This is a genomic window from Pseudomonas sp. EYE_354 (assembly GCF_023148575.1).
In the GTDB taxonomy this organism is placed as follows: domain Bacteria; phylum Pseudomonadota; class Gammaproteobacteria; order Pseudomonadales; family Pseudomonadaceae; genus Aquipseudomonas.
Genome location: NZ_JAHXNQ010000002.1, coordinates 63276 through 78432, shown reverse-complemented (window position 1 = coordinate 78432; position 15157 = coordinate 63276). Strand labels below are relative to the sequence as shown.

At 63.2% G+C, this 15157-nt stretch carries 16 protein-coding genes and 2 pseudogenes; 10 read left to right on the top strand and 8 right to left on the bottom strand.

Going from position 1 to position 15157, the window contains the following annotated elements:
* Nucleotides 1-61: 61 nt before the first annotated feature.
* Genes KZX66_RS03030 through KZX66_RS02995 form a run of 8 tightly spaced genes read left to right on the top strand, consistent with a single transcriptional unit; the run spans nucleotide 62 to nucleotide 6025 of the window.
* Entirely contained in the window at nucleotides 62-817 is a 756-nt protein-coding gene (locus KZX66_RS03030; RefSeq protein ID WP_248076277.1) for a heme ABC transporter permease, read from the top strand.
* Nucleotides 814-990 carry a heme exporter protein CcmD gene (gene ccmD / locus KZX66_RS03025; RefSeq protein ID WP_248076275.1) on the top strand — a complete coding sequence of 59 codons (177 nt, stop codon included), beginning with the start codon at nucleotides 814-816 and terminating at the stop codon, nucleotides 988-990. Before KZX66_RS03030 ends, ccmD begins: the two co-directional genes overlap by 4 nt.
* Nucleotides 987-1442 (top strand): cytochrome c maturation protein CcmE, encoded by a 456-nt coding sequence (ccmE, locus tag KZX66_RS03020; protein WP_248076273.1) that lies wholly within the window; start codon nucleotides 987-989, stop codon nucleotides 1440-1442. The genes ccmD and ccmE overlap by 4 nt, the downstream gene beginning before the upstream one ends.
* 3 nt (nucleotides 1443-1445) lie before the next feature.
* Nucleotides 1446-3434: a heme lyase CcmF/NrfE family subunit gene (locus KZX66_RS03015; protein WP_248076271.1), complete on the top strand. Its 1989-nt coding sequence runs from the start codon at nucleotides 1446-1448 to the stop codon at nucleotides 3432-3434.
* Complete coding sequence (locus KZX66_RS03010; protein WP_248076269.1) at nucleotides 3431-3967, top strand: DsbE family thiol:disulfide interchange protein; 537 nt, start codon at nucleotides 3431-3433, stop codon at nucleotides 3965-3967. The genes KZX66_RS03015 and KZX66_RS03010 overlap by 4 nt, the downstream gene beginning before the upstream one ends.
* A complete protein-coding gene (locus KZX66_RS03005; protein ID WP_248076268.1) occupies nucleotides 3964-4437 on the top strand; it encodes a cytochrome c-type biogenesis protein in 474 nt (157 codons plus the stop codon). The genes KZX66_RS03010 and KZX66_RS03005 overlap by 4 nt, the downstream gene beginning before the upstream one ends.
* On the top strand, nucleotides 4430-5614 hold the full coding sequence (ccmI, locus tag KZX66_RS03000; RefSeq protein WP_248076267.1) for a c-type cytochrome biogenesis protein CcmI: 1185 nt from the start codon (nucleotides 4430-4432) through the stop codon (nucleotides 5612-5614). The genes KZX66_RS03005 and ccmI overlap by 8 nt, the downstream gene beginning before the upstream one ends.
* Before the next feature lie 15 nt (nucleotides 5615-5629).
* The gene (locus tag KZX66_RS02995; RefSeq protein WP_248076266.1) at nucleotides 5630-6025 is read left to right on the top strand and encodes a hypothetical protein; all 396 of its coding nucleotides are present in this window, start codon (nucleotides 5630-5632) and stop codon (nucleotides 6023-6025) included.
* 205 nt (nucleotides 6026-6230) lie between these two features.
* Here the strand turns inward: KZX66_RS02995 and KZX66_RS02990 are convergent, their stop codons facing one another.
* Nucleotides 6231-6506, bottom strand: coding sequence for a DUF6124 family protein (locus tag KZX66_RS02990; protein WP_248076265.1), 276 nt, complete (start codon nucleotides 6504-6506; stop codon nucleotides 6231-6233).
* Nucleotides 6507-6934: 428 nt separating this feature from the next.
* Here KZX66_RS02990 and phnN point away from each other — a divergent pair, with 428 nt between their 5' ends.
* Nucleotides 6935-7507 carry a phosphonate metabolism protein/1,5-bisphosphokinase (PRPP-forming) PhnN gene (gene phnN, locus KZX66_RS02985; protein WP_248076264.1) on the top strand — a complete coding sequence of 191 codons (573 nt, stop codon included), beginning with the start codon at nucleotides 6935-6937 and terminating at the stop codon, nucleotides 7505-7507.
* A gap of 24 nt (nucleotides 7508-7531) precedes the next feature.
* Here the strand turns inward: phnN and KZX66_RS02980 are convergent.
* A pseudogene (locus KZX66_RS02980) lies at nucleotides 7532-7726 on the bottom strand (LysR family transcriptional regulator); the annotation flags it as partial.
* On the opposite strand from KZX66_RS02980, the pseudogene KZX66_RS02975 reads away from it, so the two are divergent.
* Nucleotides 7726-8061: pseudogene (locus KZX66_RS02975) on the top strand (type II toxin-antitoxin system HicB family antitoxin); the annotation flags it as partial. The pseudogenes KZX66_RS02980 and KZX66_RS02975 overlap by 1 nt on opposite strands.
* A gap of 21 nt (nucleotides 8062-8082) precedes the next feature.
* On the opposite strand, the gene KZX66_RS02970 reads toward KZX66_RS02975, so the two are convergent.
* The 6 genes from KZX66_RS02970 to KZX66_RS02945 all read right to left on the bottom strand — a co-directional run bounded on the left by KZX66_RS02970 (nucleotide 8083) and on the right by KZX66_RS02945 (nucleotide 15093).
* Nucleotides 8083-9279, bottom strand: coding sequence for an MFS transporter (locus tag KZX66_RS02970; RefSeq protein WP_248076263.1), 1197 nt, complete (start codon nucleotides 9277-9279; stop codon nucleotides 8083-8085).
* A gap of 246 nt (nucleotides 9280-9525) precedes the next feature.
* A complete protein-coding gene (locus KZX66_RS02965) occupies nucleotides 9526-10530 on the bottom strand; it encodes a sulfate ABC transporter substrate-binding protein (protein WP_248076262.1) in 1005 nt (334 codons plus the stop codon).
* Nucleotides 10531-10625: 95 nt separating this feature from the next.
* A complete protein-coding gene (locus KZX66_RS02960) occupies nucleotides 10626-11450 on the bottom strand; it encodes an ion transporter (protein ID WP_248076260.1) in 825 nt (274 codons plus the stop codon).
* A gap of 31 nt (nucleotides 11451-11481) precedes the next feature.
* The gene (locus KZX66_RS02955) at nucleotides 11482-12357 is read right to left on the bottom strand and encodes an urea transporter (protein ID WP_248076258.1); all 876 of its coding nucleotides are present in this window, start codon (nucleotides 12355-12357) and stop codon (nucleotides 11482-11484) included.
* Between the two features lie 50 nt (nucleotides 12358-12407).
* A complete protein-coding gene (gene pyk, locus KZX66_RS02950; protein WP_248076256.1) occupies nucleotides 12408-13823 on the bottom strand; it encodes a pyruvate kinase in 1416 nt (471 codons plus the stop codon).
* Nucleotides 13813-15093 (bottom strand): glycerate kinase, encoded by a 1281-nt coding sequence (locus KZX66_RS02945; RefSeq protein WP_248076254.1) that lies wholly within the window; start codon nucleotides 15091-15093, stop codon nucleotides 13813-13815. Before KZX66_RS02945 ends, pyk begins: the two co-directional genes overlap by 11 nt.
* Between the last annotated feature and the right edge of the window lie 64 nt (nucleotides 15094-15157).

Below are 15157 nucleotides of genomic sequence, written 5' to 3'. Positions count from 1 at the left end.
GTTTTGTCAGTAAAGACCCTACGCTTCTCGCAATGACGAGAAGCAACCGTGAGAAACAGCAATGAACTGGACCTGGTTTCACAAGCTCGGCTCACCCAAATGGTTTTACGGCATCAGTGGCAGACTGCTGCCGTGGCTGAGCCTCTTCGCCGTGCTGCTGATCGGCATCGGCCTGGTCTGGGGCCTGGCCTTCGCGCCGCCGGATTATCAACAAGGCAACAGCTTTCGCATCATCTATATCCACGTGCCTGCCGCGATGCTGGCCCAGTCCTGCTACGTGATGCTGGCGGTGTGCGGCATCGTCGGTCTGGTGTGGAAAATGAAACTGGCCGACGTGGCCCTGCAATGCGCGGCGCCCATCGGCGCGTGGATGACCGCCGTGGCGCTGGTCACCGGTGCGATCTGGGGCAAACCCACCTGGGGCTCGTGGTGGGTGTGGGATGCACGACTAACGTCCATGCTGATTCTGCTGTTTCTGTACTTCGGTCTGATTGCCCTGGGCAACGCGATCAGCAATCGTGACAGCGCCGCCAAGGCCTGCGCGGTGCTGGCGATTGTCGGCGTGATCAACATCCCGATCATCAAATACTCGGTGGAGTGGTGGAACACCCTGCACCAGGGCGCCACCTTCACCCTCACCGAAAAACCGGCGATGCCCGTGGAAATGTGGGCGCCGCTGCTGTTGATGGTGCTGGGGTTCTACTGCTTCTTCGGGGCGGTATTGCTGATGCGCATGCGCCTTGAAGTGCTCAAGCGTGAAGCGCGCGCCAGTTGGGTCAAGGCCGAAGTGCAAACCTGCCTGGGAGCGCGTGGATGAGCTTCTCTTCTTTCAGCGATTTTCTCGCCATGGGCCACCATGGTCTGTATGTCTGGACGGCCTATGGCATCTGCCTGGCGGTGCTGGCCCTCAACGTCGCCGCGCCGATCCTGGCCCGCAAGCGTTACCTGCAACAAGAGGCGCGTCGTCTGCGCCGGGAGACCGAAAAGTGAATCCGCTGCGTAGAAAGCGTCTGTTGATCATCCTCGCCATCATGGCCGGCGTCGGCATTGCCGTGGCCCTGGCCTTGAGCGCCTTGCAGCAGAACATCAACCTGTTCTACACCCCGACCCAGATCGCCAACGGCGAAGCCCCGCTGGACACGCGCATCCGCGCCGGCGGCATGGTGGAGAAGGGCTCGCTCAAGCGCTCCGGCGACTCCCTGGACGTGACCTTCGTAGTCACCGACTTCAACAAGGCGGTGACCATTACGTACCGCGGCATCCTGCCGGACCTGTTCCGCGAAGGCCAGGGCATCGTCGCCCTGGGCAAGCTCAACGCCGACGGCGTGGTGGTGGCCGATGAAGTACTGGCCAAGCACGATGAGAAATACATGCCGCCGGAAGTCACCAAGGCCCTCAAAGACAGCGGTCAATCCGCGCCAACCCCCGCGAAGGAGGGCTAAGTGATGATGTCCGCATTGTTCATTCCCGAACTGGGCCAGCTGGCGATGATCCTCGCCCTGTGCTTTGCCATTGTGCAGGCCGTGGTGCCGCTGCTCGGTGCCTGGCGCGGTGACCGCCTGTGGATGAGCCTGGCGCAGCCGGCCGCCTGGGGCCAGTTCGCGTTCCTGCTGTTCGCGTTTGGCTGCCTGACCTACGCCTTTATGACCGACGACTTTTCCGTCGCCTACGTCGCCAATAACTCCAACAGCGCGCTGCCGTGGTACTACAAGTTCAGCGCCGTGTGGGGCGCCCACGAAGGCTCGTTGCTGCTCTGGGCGCTGATTCTCGGCGGCTGGACCTTTGCCGTGTCGGTGTTCTCGCGTCAGCTGCCGCAAGTGATGCTGGCGCGGGTGCTGGCGGTGATGGGCATGATCAGCATCGGCTTCCTGCTGTTCCTGATCATGACCTCCAACCCGTTCACCCGCATCCTGCCGCAGATCCCGGCAAACGGGCATGACCTCAACCCCTTGCTGCAAGACATCGGCCTGATCGTGCACCCGCCGATGCTGTACATGGGCTATGTCGGTTTCTCCGTGGCGTTCGCTTTCGCCATCGCCGCCTTGCTGGGCGGGCGTCTTGACGCAGCATGGGCGCGCTGGTCGCGGCCGTGGACCATCGTGGCGTGGGCCTTCCTCGGCATCGGCATCACCCTCGGCTCGTGGTGGGCCTACTACGAACTCGGCTGGGGTGGCTGGTGGTTCTGGGACCCGGTGGAAAACGCCTCGTTCATGCCGTGGCTGGTGGGCACGGCGCTGATTCACTCGCTGGCCGTCACCGAAAAACGCGGCGTGTTCAAAAGCTGGACCGTGTTGCTCGCCATCGCGGCGTTTTCCCTCAGCCTGCTCGGCACCTTCCTCGTGCGTTCGGGCGTGCTGACCTCGGTTCACGCGTTTGCCTCCGACCCTGAGCGCGGCGTGTTCATCCTGATTTTCCTGCTGTTTGTGGTGGGCGGTTCGCTGACCCTGTTCGCCCTGCGCGCGCCGGTGGTCAAGAGTCAGGTGGGCTTCAACCTGTGGTCGCGGGAAACCCTGTTGCTGGGCAATAACCTGGTGCTGGTGGTGGCGGCTTCGATGATCCTGCTCGGCACGCTGTACCCGCTGGTGCTGGATGCCTTGAGCGGCGCCAAACTGTCCGTCGGCCCGCCGTACTTCAACGCGTTGTTTATCCCGTTGATGGGCCTGTTGATGGGGGTGATGGCGGTCGGAGTGCTGGTGCGCTGGAAAGACACCCCGGTGAAATGGCTGGCCGGCATGTTGATGCCGGTGCTGCTGGGCAGCGTGACCCTGGCGGTGATCGCCGGCGTGGCCTATGGCGATTTCAACTGGGCGGTGCTCGCCACCTTCCTGCTCGCCGCCTGGGTGCTGCTGGCCGGTGTGCGCGATATCGCTGACAAAACCCGCCACAAAGGCCTGATCAAAGGCCTGCCGACCCTGACCCGCAGCTACTGGGGCATGCAGATCGCCCACATCGGCATCGCCGTGTGCGCCCTGGGCGTGGTGCTGTCGAGCCAGAACAGCGCCGAGCGCGACCTGCGCCTGGCACCGGGCGAGTCCATGGACCTGGCCGGTTACCAGTTCATCTTCGAAGGCGCCAAGCACTATGAAGGGCCGAACTTCACTTCAGACAAAGGCACCGTGCGCGTGGTGCGCAACGGTCAGGAAATCGCCGTGCTGCACCCGGAAAAACGCCTGTACACCGTGCAGAGCTCAATGATGACCGAAGCCGGCATCGACGCCGGCTTCACCCGTGACCTCTACGTGGCCTTGGGTGAACCGTTGGGCGAGGGCGCCTGGGCGGTGCGCGTGCATGTCAAACCGTTTGTGCGCTGGATCTGGTTCGGCGGCTTGCTCACCGGCTTCGGCGGGCTGCTGGCCGCGTTGGATCGGCGTTATCGGGTCAAGGTCAAGAGCCGGGTGCGTGAAGCCCTCGGTTTGCAAGGAGCATCGGTATGAAACGTTGGTTGATGGTCTTGCCGCTGGCCCTGTTCCTGGTGGTCGCGGTGTTTCTGTATCGCGGCCTGTACCTGGACCCGGCCGAGCTGCCCTCGGCCATGATCGGCAAGCCATTCCCCGAGTTTGCGTTGCCCAACGTGCAGGGCGACAAGCGCCTGACCCGCGCCGACCTGCTGGGTAAACCGGCACTGGTCAACGTGTGGGGCACCTGGTGCATCTCCTGCCGTGTCGAGCACCCGGTGCTGAACAAGCTGGCCGAAAAAGGCGTGGTGATCTACGGCATCAACTACAAGGACGACAACGCCGCGGCCTTGAAGTGGCTGGCGGAGTTTCACAACCCGTACCAGTTGGACATCCGCGACGAAGACGGCAACCTGGGCTTGAACCTGGGCGTGTATGGCGCCCCGGAAACCTTCTTTATCGATGCCAAGGGCGTGATCCGCGACAAGTACGTCGGCGTGATCGACGAGGTGGTCTGGCGTGAACAACTGGCGGCCAAGTACCAGGCGCTGGTCGATGAGGCCAAGCCATGAAGCGTTTGTTAGTGGCTGCCGTGCTGGCAGTGGGGTTGGCCGGCGTCGCCCAGGCGGCCATCGACACCTACGAGTTTGCCAATGACGCCGAGCGCGAGCGCTTTCGCGAGTTGACCAAGGAGCTGCGCTGCCCCAAGTGCCAGAACCAGGACATTGCCGACTCCAACGCACCCATCGCCGCCGACCTGCGCAAAGAGATCTTTCGCATGCTGGGGGAGGGCAAGGACAACCAGCAGATCATCGACTTCATGGTCGATCGCTACGGTGATTTCGTGCGCTACAAACCGGCGCTCACCGGCAAGACCGCGCTGCTCTGGTTCGGCCCCGCCGGACTGCTGCTGGCCGGTGTGGGGGTGATGGCGGTGATCGTGCGCCGCCGTCGCGCCGCGCCGGCCGACGGCAGCGACGCGCTGTCCCCTGAAGAGCGTAAACGCCTCGACCATTTGCTGGACACCAAGACTGATGATTGATTTCTGGCTCGCAGCCGGCTTGCTGCTTCTGATTGCCCTGAGTTTCCTGTTGATCCCCGTGTTGCGCGGCCGTCGTGCCCAGCGTGAAGAGGATCGCACCGCGCTGAACGTGGCGCTGTATCAAGAACGCGTCGCCGAACTGCAAGTGCAGCAGGACGAAGGCGTCCTGAATGCCGCGCAACTGGACACCGGTCGCGCCGAAGCCGCCCGCGAATTGCTCGCCGATACCGAAGGGCTGGAAAAACCCCGCGAATCACGCCTGGGCAAGCCGCTGCCATTGCTCGCCGCGGTGTTGGTGCCGGTGCTCGGCCTCGGTATGTACCTGCACTTCGGCGCCAGCGACAAGGTCGAACTGACCCGCGAATTCTCCCAGCCACCGGTGTCCCTGCAAGACATGACCCAGCGTCTGGAGCGCGCCGCTGCGGCCCAGCCGGACTCGGCCGAAGGCCTGTACTTCCTCGGCCGTGCCTACATGGCCCAGGACCGCTCGGCTGATGCGGCCAAGGTTTTCGAACGCGCCGTCGCCCTGGCGGGTCGCCAGCCGGAACTGCTCGGCCAATGGGCCCAGGCGCAGTACTTTGCCGACAACAAACAGTGGTCGCCAAAAGTCCAGGCGCTGACCGATGAAGCCTTGAAGCTCGACCCGAACGAAGTCACCAGCTTGGGGTTGCTGGGGATTGCCGCGTTTGAAGGCCAGCGCTATCAGGACGCGATTGATTACTGGGGCCGTCTGCTGGCGCAGTTGCCGCCGCAAGACAACTCCCGCGCCGCCCTGCAGGGCGGCATCGACCGCGCGACGCAAAAGCTCAAAGAGAGCGGTGGCACTGTCGCACCCAAAGCGGTGATGAAGGTTCGCGTGGACCTGGCCGCCGACGTGAAGGCCAAAGCCCTGCCGAGCGACAGCGTGTTCATCTTCGCCCGCGCCGTCAGCGGCCCGCCGGCTCCGTTGGCGGTCAAACGTGTCACCGTTGCCGAGCTGCCGATCACCGTCGAATTGGGCGATGCCGACGCAATGATGCCGCAGTTGAAACTGTCCAACTTCCCCGAAGTCCAACTCGTTGCGCGCATCTCCCGGGCCGGTCAGCCGACCAAGGGCGAATGGATCGGCCGCAGCCAACCCCTGGCCAGCAGCACCACCGCGCAGCAGCAACTGACCATCGACAGTCCGGACCCGTAATTCGAGGAAACGCCCATGACCGCATTCGCACGTATCACCCTGCTCAGCCTCGTATTAGGCCTGAGTGCCTGTGCGGTCCATCGGCCACCGCCTGGCCCTACCGGTCCGACCATCCCGCCGTCGGGCCCGTCGACCCAGCCGAGCAAACAACCTTCCGGCCCGGTCACTCCGGCGCCAAAACCGCTACCGACCAAATCGCCGACCTTCGCCCCGCCGCCCGGCGCCGCCAGCCATTGGGATGGCAAGATGCAGGTCTACGTGCTCGACGACCAGCCGGACACCTTCTACCGCCAGCGCACCTATTACCGCTGGAGCAACGGCTGGAGCCGCTCCATCAGCCCGAACGGCCCATGGGAAGACACCGACGTGCAGGGCGTACCCCCGGGGTTGAGCAAGCAGTACGCGCAATGACAAAAGGCGACCTGAGGGTCGCCTTTTTTAATGTTTATATTTCTAACCGGGGGCATGGTTTTCAGGGCTGCTTCGCAGCCCAGCGCGGGGCAAGCCCGCTCACCACAACAGGCCGGTTGCCCATGGGGTTTTCGTTCACCGGGAATTGTGCAGAGACCGACGGTCATTGCCAGCAAGCCGGCTTCCCACCGGGTTCACCGGGGTATCAGGCTACCGGACACGCTCGCTCCAGCGCCTCATCCACCAACAACTGTGCAATTTCCACCATCTGCACCACCGCCAGCACCCGCTTGCGGCTTACGCCTTCCAAGTGCTCGGCACAGTCGTACGCACAGGCAGTGGCCGATTCCAGCATTTCGCTGGCATTGCTCAGGGCAGATTCGGTGCTGAGACCGGGGCGGAGGGTAAAGATGATGTTGGATGGGGTTAGTGGGGTGTCATCCGAGGCGGATGGTGGGGGATTTGGAGTAACTTTTTTCATGGCGAAGCTCCTATGAATGAGCACCTCCATCTCGCTACCACACGATATAAGGAGGCGACTGCACACGGGGTGGTAGACCGGTCATAGAAACCCGGCAGGCCGAAGCCTCCCATGCACAGCCGCCACAAAGCAGCCCGCACAAAAAAACGCCCTCGAGCGTTTTGGGGATCTATGAAGGAACCGGGCTACCACACCCGTTCGCTGATTTTGCAGCGACCCGCGAAGGTTAGCGGTGAGCTTGATCGGACGCAAGCCGAAAGCTGTGTAGGGCAGGTCCTAACAGCCCACAGCTGTCATGGCTCACGCGTTCCCGGTAAGGTGGCCACCGCCAGTCTGGCTGCAGAGGGGTTGCCGGATATACTCAGCGGTGTCGAGCAAACCGGCATAGTGGGCGAAAACGTGTGCAAACAAGCAAAGAGAGTGTGTCGATGTCAGGCAGGTTGATCTATCTCATCGGGCCCTCGGGTTCGGGCAAGGACAGCCTGTTGGACGCCGCGCGCCCGCGTTTGGCCGAGCGCGGCTGTCGCATTGTGCGCCGGGTGATTACCCGTTCGGCCGAGGCGGTAGGTGAAGCCGCCCAGGGCGTGAGCCCGGCGCAGTTTGCCGTGATGGAGGCCGAGGGTGCATTTGCCCTGAGCTGGCAGGCCAACGGACTGTGCTACGGCATTCCCAAGGCGGTTGACGATTGGCTCGCCGCCGGGGAAGACGTGCTGGTCAACGGTTCCCGTGGGCACCTGGCGCAAACCCGCGAGCGTTACCCAACGTGTCTGGTGCTGTTGCTGACGGTGGATCAAGCCGTGTTACGCCAGCGCCTGATCGCACGCGGGCGTGAGTCGCTGGCGGATATCGAGGAACGCCTGGCGCGCAATGCGCGGTTCACCGAGCAACTGATCGCGGCCAATGGCGGCGGGTTGTTCGTGCTGGATAACTCCGGGCCGCTGCAACACACGGTCGAGCGTTTGCTGTGCTGTCTGGACCAGGGGCACTCGGCCTGCGCGTGAACAGACGATGGATGATCGTCACACCGACAACCCACCACCGGCACCGCGTGCAGCCTCATCGGCCTCGTTGGCTTGATCGATGGCGCCCCTGGCTTTGTCGAAAAATGCCAGGCCCGCTTCGGTCGGGGTCAGGCCCCGCGTGGAGCGCATGACTGACCGTACCGCCAGGCGCGTCTCCAGGTGCGCGATGCTCTTGGACACGGCGGGTTGACCCATCCCCGGGCGCAGCCACGGCCGGGGACAGTTTTGAAGAGGCGTACAACGCCGCCGTGGAAATTGCGCACATCCTGCTGCAAGAGATCGCCGCAGAGGGCGGGGTGATTCCGATGCCAACCTCGGTCGCCAGGCATCATGCGCACGAAGACTACGCCGGGATGGGCTGGGGCATGCTGGAGTTGGACATTTCGCCCTATCTGGGCAGGACCGAGAAGGTCAACGTGACCTTGCCCGGTTATGTCATTCAGCGCATCGACCGATACGTGCGGGAGCACAAGGTCAAAAGCCGCTCGTCATTTCTGGCGGACGCGGCTTTGGAGAAGTTGGTTCGTTCGTGAGGAGCGCTCTGGGGCGGTGAGTCAGGCCACTGCCGCCGCGGTGCGCCGCGACACACTGAGGAACCGCAGCAATGCCACCAGCGGCAACGCACTGCCCACCACCATCACCCCCAGCCAGCCGCCGTGTTCATACACACTGCTGGCAATCGCCGAGCCGAAGGCGCCACCGATGAAAATGCTGGTCATGTACAGCGCGTTGAGGCGGCTGCGGCTGTTGGCGTCGAGGGCGTAGATGGCGCGTTGGCCAAGCACCATGTTCATCTGCACGCAGAAGTCCAGGACCACGCCGGTCACCGCCAGGCCGATCACGCTGTACAGCGGGTGTATGAAGGCCGGCAGGAAGCTCAGCGCCGCGAACAGCATCGCCAAAAGCGAGGCGCGATGGGTATGGCCCGCGTCGGCCAGGCGCCCGGCGATGGGCGCGGCGATGGCGCCAATGGCACCCACCAGGGCGAAGAGGGCGATCTGGGTCTGGCTCAGGCCGTGGTTGCGCACCAACTCCAGCGGGGCGGCGGTCCAGAACAGGCTGAAGGTGGCGAACAGGCAGCCCTGGTAAAACGCGCGTTGGCGCAGCAGTGGTTGTTCACGCAGCAGGGTGCCCAGGGAGCGCAGCAATTGGCCATAGCTGGCGCTGTGATCCGGTTGGCGCTTGGGTATGGTGAGCATCAGCACCACGCTGATAAACGCCATCAATGCAGCGGCGGCGATGAACATTGCACGCCAGCCGAAGTGATCCGCCACCACGCTGGACACCGGCCGTGCCAGCAAAATACCGAGCAGCAGCCCACCCATGATGCTGCCCACCACCCGGCCGCGCGTTTCGGCGGGCGCCAGGTGCGCGGCCAGCGGGATCAGGATCTGTACCGACACCGAGCTGAAGCCGATCAGCAGCGACACCAGCAAAAACAGGTTCGGCTGCGCGGTAAATGCCGCGCCCAACAGGCTGGCAATCGCCACGACGGTGGTGAGGATCATCAGCTTGCGGTTTTCCAGCAGGTCACCCAGTGGCACCAGGAAGAACAGGCCCAAGGCATAGCCGATCTGCGTCAACGACACGATCAGGCTGGCCATCGCCGGTGTGAGGCCGATGTCCGGGGCGATCAGCTCGATGATCGGCTGGGCGTAGTAGATATTGGCGACGATCGCGCCGCAGCAAAACGCAAACAGCATCACCATGCCTCGAGTCATGGTGGTTGTGGCGTGGGAAGTGGCGTTCATGGTGTTCTCATAAAGCGAAGGAAGATGCGGCGAGAGTAAAGACAAGGCCCGGCGGCGAGTAGGCCGTTTGTGGTGATATCACTTATGCCGGGTGATGATACATTCAGATACAACTATTGAGACAGCAAACCCGCGGATTATGGCTCGGGCTGTTTTTCTGCGGGGAAAGGGGGGGGCGCCACAGGTGTGGGAGGGAAAAGCCTGGGGCAAATGGGCCCGCTCACGCCAGTGAGCGGGCTGGTTCGGTTATTGGCCGGAGTAGATCTGGTCGAACACGCCGCCGTCATTGAAGTGGGTCTTCTGCACGGTGCGCCAGTCACCAAAGGTCTTCTCCACCGACAGGAAGTCGACTTTCGGGAAGCGGTCGGTGTACTTGGCCAGCACGTTCGGGTCACGTGGGCGCAGATAGTTGCTGGCGGCGATTTCCTGGCCCTCTGGCGACCACAGGTACTTCAGGTAGTCTTCAGCAGCTACGCGGGTGCCTTTTTTGTCGACCACTTTGTCGACCACCGCCACGGGCGGCTCGGCTTCGGCGGAGACGCTTGGGTAGATCACTTCGAATTGGTCACGGCCGAATTCACGGGCGATCATTTCGGCTTCGTTTTCGAAGGTCACCAGCACGTCGCCGATCTGGTTGGTCATGAACGTGGTGGTGGCCGCACGACCGCCCGTGTCGAGCACCGGTGCCTGTTTGAACAGTTTGCCGACAAAGGTCTTGGCCTTCTCTTCGTCACCACCGTTCTTGAGCACATAGCCCCAGGCCGACAGGTAGGTGTAGCGGCCGTTACCCGAGGTTTTCGGGTTGGGCACGATCACCTGTACGCCATCCTTGAGCAGGTCGGGCCAGTCTTTCAGTGCCTTTGGGTTGCCTTTGCGCACGATAAACACGGTGGCGGAGGTAAACGGTGCACTGTTGTTCGGCAGGCGGGTGACCCAGTCGTCCGGAACCAGTTTGCCGTTGTCGGCCAGGGCATTGATGTCGGTGGCCATGTTCATGGTGATCACGTCGGCCGGCAGGCCGTCGATCACCGAACGCGCTTGTTTGCTGGAACCGCCGAACGACATCTGCAAGGTCAGCTTGTCGTTCGGGTGCTCGGCTTGCCAGTGCTTCTGGAAGGCGGCGTTGTAGTCTTTGTAGAAATCGCGCATCACGTCGTAGGAGACATTGAGCAGGGTGACCGGTGCGGCGTGCGCGGCGCCCGCCAGGGCAAGGCCGGCGGCCAGGAGAGTGGCGCTAACGAGTTTTTTCACTGCTCATTCCTTGTTGTTTCAGAGAAGGGTAAGGCCTTTTGCCAGCGACTATAGCCGGGGTGCCATAGTCGCTTAAAGATTAAAAAGAACTTTGCTTATTCCACTTTCTTAAAAAGGTTGCTGCCACAGCGCGAACAGAATGCCGCGCTGGGTTCATGGCTGTTTTTCTTGCATACCGGGCAGTCGACTTGCAGCTGCTCACCGCGCATGGCGCTGGCCAGTTCGGCGGTGAAAATTCCGGTGGGCACGGCGATGATCGAGTAACCGGTGATCATCACCAGTGACGAAATAACCTGGCCCAGCGGCGTCTTCGGCACGATATCGCCAAAGCCCACGGTAGTGAGCGTCACGATCGCCCAGTAGATGCCCTTGGGAATGCTGGTAAACCCGTGCTGCGGGCCTTCGATCACGTACATCAAGGTGCCGAACACGGTTACCAGGGTGCATACGCTCACCAGGAACACCACGATCTTCTGCTTGCTGCCGCGCAGCGCCGCCATCAGGTAGTTGGCTTGCTTGAGGTACGGGCTGAGTTTGAGCACGCGAAAGATGCGCAGCATGCGGATGATCCGGATGATCAACAGGTACTGCGCGTCGCTGTAATACAGGGCAAGGATACCGGGCACGATGGCCAGTAAATCCACCAGCCCGTAGAAACTGAAGGCGTAGCGCAGCGGCTTGGGCGAGCAATACAGGCGCAGCCCGTACTCGATCAGGAAGATCAGCGTAAAGCCCCATTCAATGTAGGCCAGCACATCGGCGTAGTTCTGGTGGATCTGGTCGATGCTGTCGAGCATCACGATCACCAGGCTGGCGAGGATGATCAACAGCAGGATGCCGTCAAAGCGTCGCCCGGCGACGGTGTCGCTCTGAAAAACCATGACGTAGAGTCGCTGACGCCAGTCGTTGTTGCTGTCCATAAAGCCCGCTCGAATCGAAGATCGAGCAAGCCTAGGGGGATTCGAAGGGGCTGTCCATGCGCGGTTTCTGAAGCACTCGGCGGCCGGCGCGCACCAGCCAGCAGGCGAGGACAAACGGCGCGGTCAGCGCCGGCAGGTGCAGGGCGGCAAAACCTGGTGTAAGCCCGATGGCCAGCAGAATGCCCAGCAGCGGCAGCCAGGGTTGGCGACGCGTCTGGCTCAGGGCCACGGCCGCAAGGGCCGGGTTGTAGCTGTGCAGGCCAAGCAGCGCGCCGTTGCTGTCATCCAGCCACAGGCCGGGCAGCACGCCGCAGGCGGCGCCGATCAGGGCCCACACGGCGGCGCGACGGTTGGCCAGCCACAGGCCCAGGGCGATCAGCGCGCCCGCCAGTGGCTGGTCCAGCAGGATGATTTGCGCCAGGCCCATAAAGGGCGCGCCGAGCCACGCCAGGGTGTCGGGCGCGCTGGGCGCCAAGGTCTGGGGCGCGGCATTGCTCAGCAGCAACCAGCCCAGGCCGACAAATGGCGCGGTGTAGGCGGGCAGGTCATCGGGCTGTGCCGCGTGTTTGAGCCAGTGCCGCGTCAGGATCGCACTCAAGCCGCCGCACGCCAGGATCAGCGGCGGCAGCAAGGCCGACCAAGCAAAGTGCTGGCCAATCAATAAACCCAGCAACACACCGTTGTAGCTATATAAACCGGCCTGGCGCTCGCCTTTGGGGTAGCCCCGACGTTGGGCCGTGAGCAAGCCCGCCATACCGCCCAGCAGCGCCCCGCCAAGCAAGGCCGGGGCGCTGATCAGAATGGCCAGCAGGCACAGCAGGCCGCACAGCGGGTGGCGCTGGAGGAAAATCTGGCTGAAGCCGTTGAGCAGCGCTTCGGCCCAGTCGGGGCAGGTCGGGTTGTGCATGGTGGCTATTCAGTGAGGCCGAGTTGGCCCCCGTGGGGGCTCTACAGGCGCTAAATCAACGTCTCGATACGCAGCGAATTGGTCGACCCCGGCTGCCCGAACGGCACTCCGGCGGTAATCACCAACGTATCCCCGCGCTGTGCCATGCCCTGGGCCTGGGCGATTTCCAGTGCGGTGGAACACACCTCGTCCACCTGGCGCAGCCGATCATTGACCACCGAATGCACGCCCCACGCCACGCTTAAGCGCCGTGCCGTGGACAGGTTCGGCGTGAGGTTGAGGATCGGCGCCACCGGCCGTTCCCGCGCGGCACGCAGGCTGGAGCTGCCGGATTCGCTGTAATTCACCAGCACCGCCACCGGTAGGATGCTGCTGATGCGGCGGATCGCACAGCTGATGGCGTCGGATACGGTGGCGTCCGCTTTGGGCCGACTGACATCCAACTGCGCCTGGTAATCCGGCCCGCGCTCCACCTGGCGGATGATCTTGCTCATCATCTGCACGGCTTCCAGCGGGTACTCGCCCGAGGCGGTTTCGGCCGAGAGCATCACAGCATCCGCACCTTCGGCCACCGCGTTGGCCACATCAGTCACCTCGGCACGGGTCGGCGCAGGCGAGAAGCGCATGGATTCGAGCATCTGCGTGGCTACCACCACCGGCTTACCCAATTGGCGGCAGGTGCGGATGATGTCTTTCTGGATCTGCGGCACGCTCTCGGCCGGTACTTCCACGCCCAGGTCGCCTCTGGCCACCATGATCGCGTCGCTCAATTCGGCGATTTCCCGCAGGTGTTGCACGGCCGAAGGTTTTTCGATCTTGGCCATCAGAAACGCTTTGTCGCCGATCAACTCGCGGGCTTCGCGGATATCCTCGGGGCGTTGCACGAACGACAGCGCCACCCAATCCACACCCAAGTCCAGGCCGAAGCTCAGGTCTCGTCGGTCCTTGGCAGTCAGTGGGCTCATTTTCAACAACGCTTGTGGGACGTTCACGCCTTTGCGATCAGACAATTCGCCGCCGTTGAGCACCGTGGTGTCGATGGCATCGGCGTGCTTGGTGACCACCCGTAGGCGCAATTTGCCATCGTCAAGCAGCAGGTCCATGCCCGGCTCCAGGGCGGCGATGATCTCCGGGTGAGGCAGGTTGACCCGGCGCGGGTCGCCGGGGGTGTCGTCCAGGTCCAGGCGCAACGCCTGACCGCGTACCAGTTGCACCTTGCCCCCGGCGAAACGCCCGACCCGCAGTTTCGGCCCTTGCAGGTCCATCAGAATGCCCAGCGGGTAATTGAGCTGGCGCTCCACCTGACGGATCCAGTGATAACGCTGGGCGTGATCGGCGTGCTCGCCGTGGCTGAAGTTGAGGCGGAAGATATTCACCCCGGCTTGCACCAGATCGAGAATGTCATCGATGCCGTCGGTGGCCGGGCCCAGGGTGGCGAGGATTTTGACCTTCTTGTCAGGCGTCATGGTTGGCAGTCTCAAGGATCAGGATGGCGCGGAAATCGTTGACGTTGGTGCGCGTCGGTTCGGTGACGATCAAACCGTCGAGCGTGGCGAAATAGCCGTAGCCGTTGTTGTTGTCCAGCTCATCGCTGGCGTTCAGGCCCAGGGCTTCGGCACGCGTGTAGCTGCACGGGGTCATGATCGCGCCGGCGTTGTCTTCCGAGCCGTCGATGCCATCGGTGTCAGCGGCCAGGGCATAGACGCCGGGCAGGCCCTTGAGGCTGTCGGTGAGGCTCAGCAGGAACTCGGCGTTGCGCCCGCCACGCCCATTGCCGCGCACGGTGACGGTGGTTTCACCGCCGGAGAGAATCACGCACGGCGCCGCCAACGGCTGGCCGTGCTGCACGATTTGTCGGGCGATCCCGGCGTGCACTTTGGCCACGTCCCGCGCTTCGCCTTCCAGGTCGCCGAGGATCAGCGGGCTGAACCCGGCCTGGCGCACTTTGACGGCCACCGCTTCCAGGGATTGCTGGGGGCGGGCGATCAACTGGAAGTGGCTGCGCGCGAGCACCGGGTCGCCCGGTTTGACCGTTTCCGAGGCAGGGTTTTGCAGCCAACTGCGCACGGATGCCGGGGCGTCGATGCCGTAGCGCTTGAGGATCGCCAGCGCCTGTTGTGAGGTGCTCGGGTCGCCAACGGTCGGACCGGAGGCGATCACCGAGGCCTGGTCGCCTGGAACATCGGAGATCGCATAGGTGTACACCGTCGCCGGCCAGGCCGCTTTGGCCAGCCGGCCGCCTTTGATTGCCGAGAGGTGCTTGCGCACGCAGTTCATCTCGCCGATGGTTGCACCGGATTTGAGCAGGGCTTTGTTGACGGTCTGTTTGTCGGCCAGGGTGATGCCTTCGGCCGGCAGGGCCAGTAAGGCCGAACCGCCGCCGGAAAGCAGGAAAATCACGCGGTCGTTTTCGCTGAGGTTACTGATCAACGCCAATACGCGGGTGGCCACGGCCAGGCCGGCGGCATCGGGCACCGGGTGCGCGGCTTCGACCACTTCAATTTTTTTGCACGGCGCGCCGTGGCCGTAGCGGGTGACCACCAGCCCCGCAACCTCGCCCTGCCAGGCGTTTTCGACCACGAGCGCCATGGCTGCTGCAGCTTTGCCGGCACCGATCACGATGACGCGGCCGCTGCGGTCGGCGGGCAGAAAAGGTTCAAGGACTTGCCGGGGGTGGGCGGCATCGATGGCGGTGGCAAACAGCTCGCGAAGCAGGTGCTGCGGATCGACCGACATAAGCGGGCTCCCGTGAATTTTTGTTATTAGAGGTGCATCACGTTTGGCAGTGAAAGGCGACCAG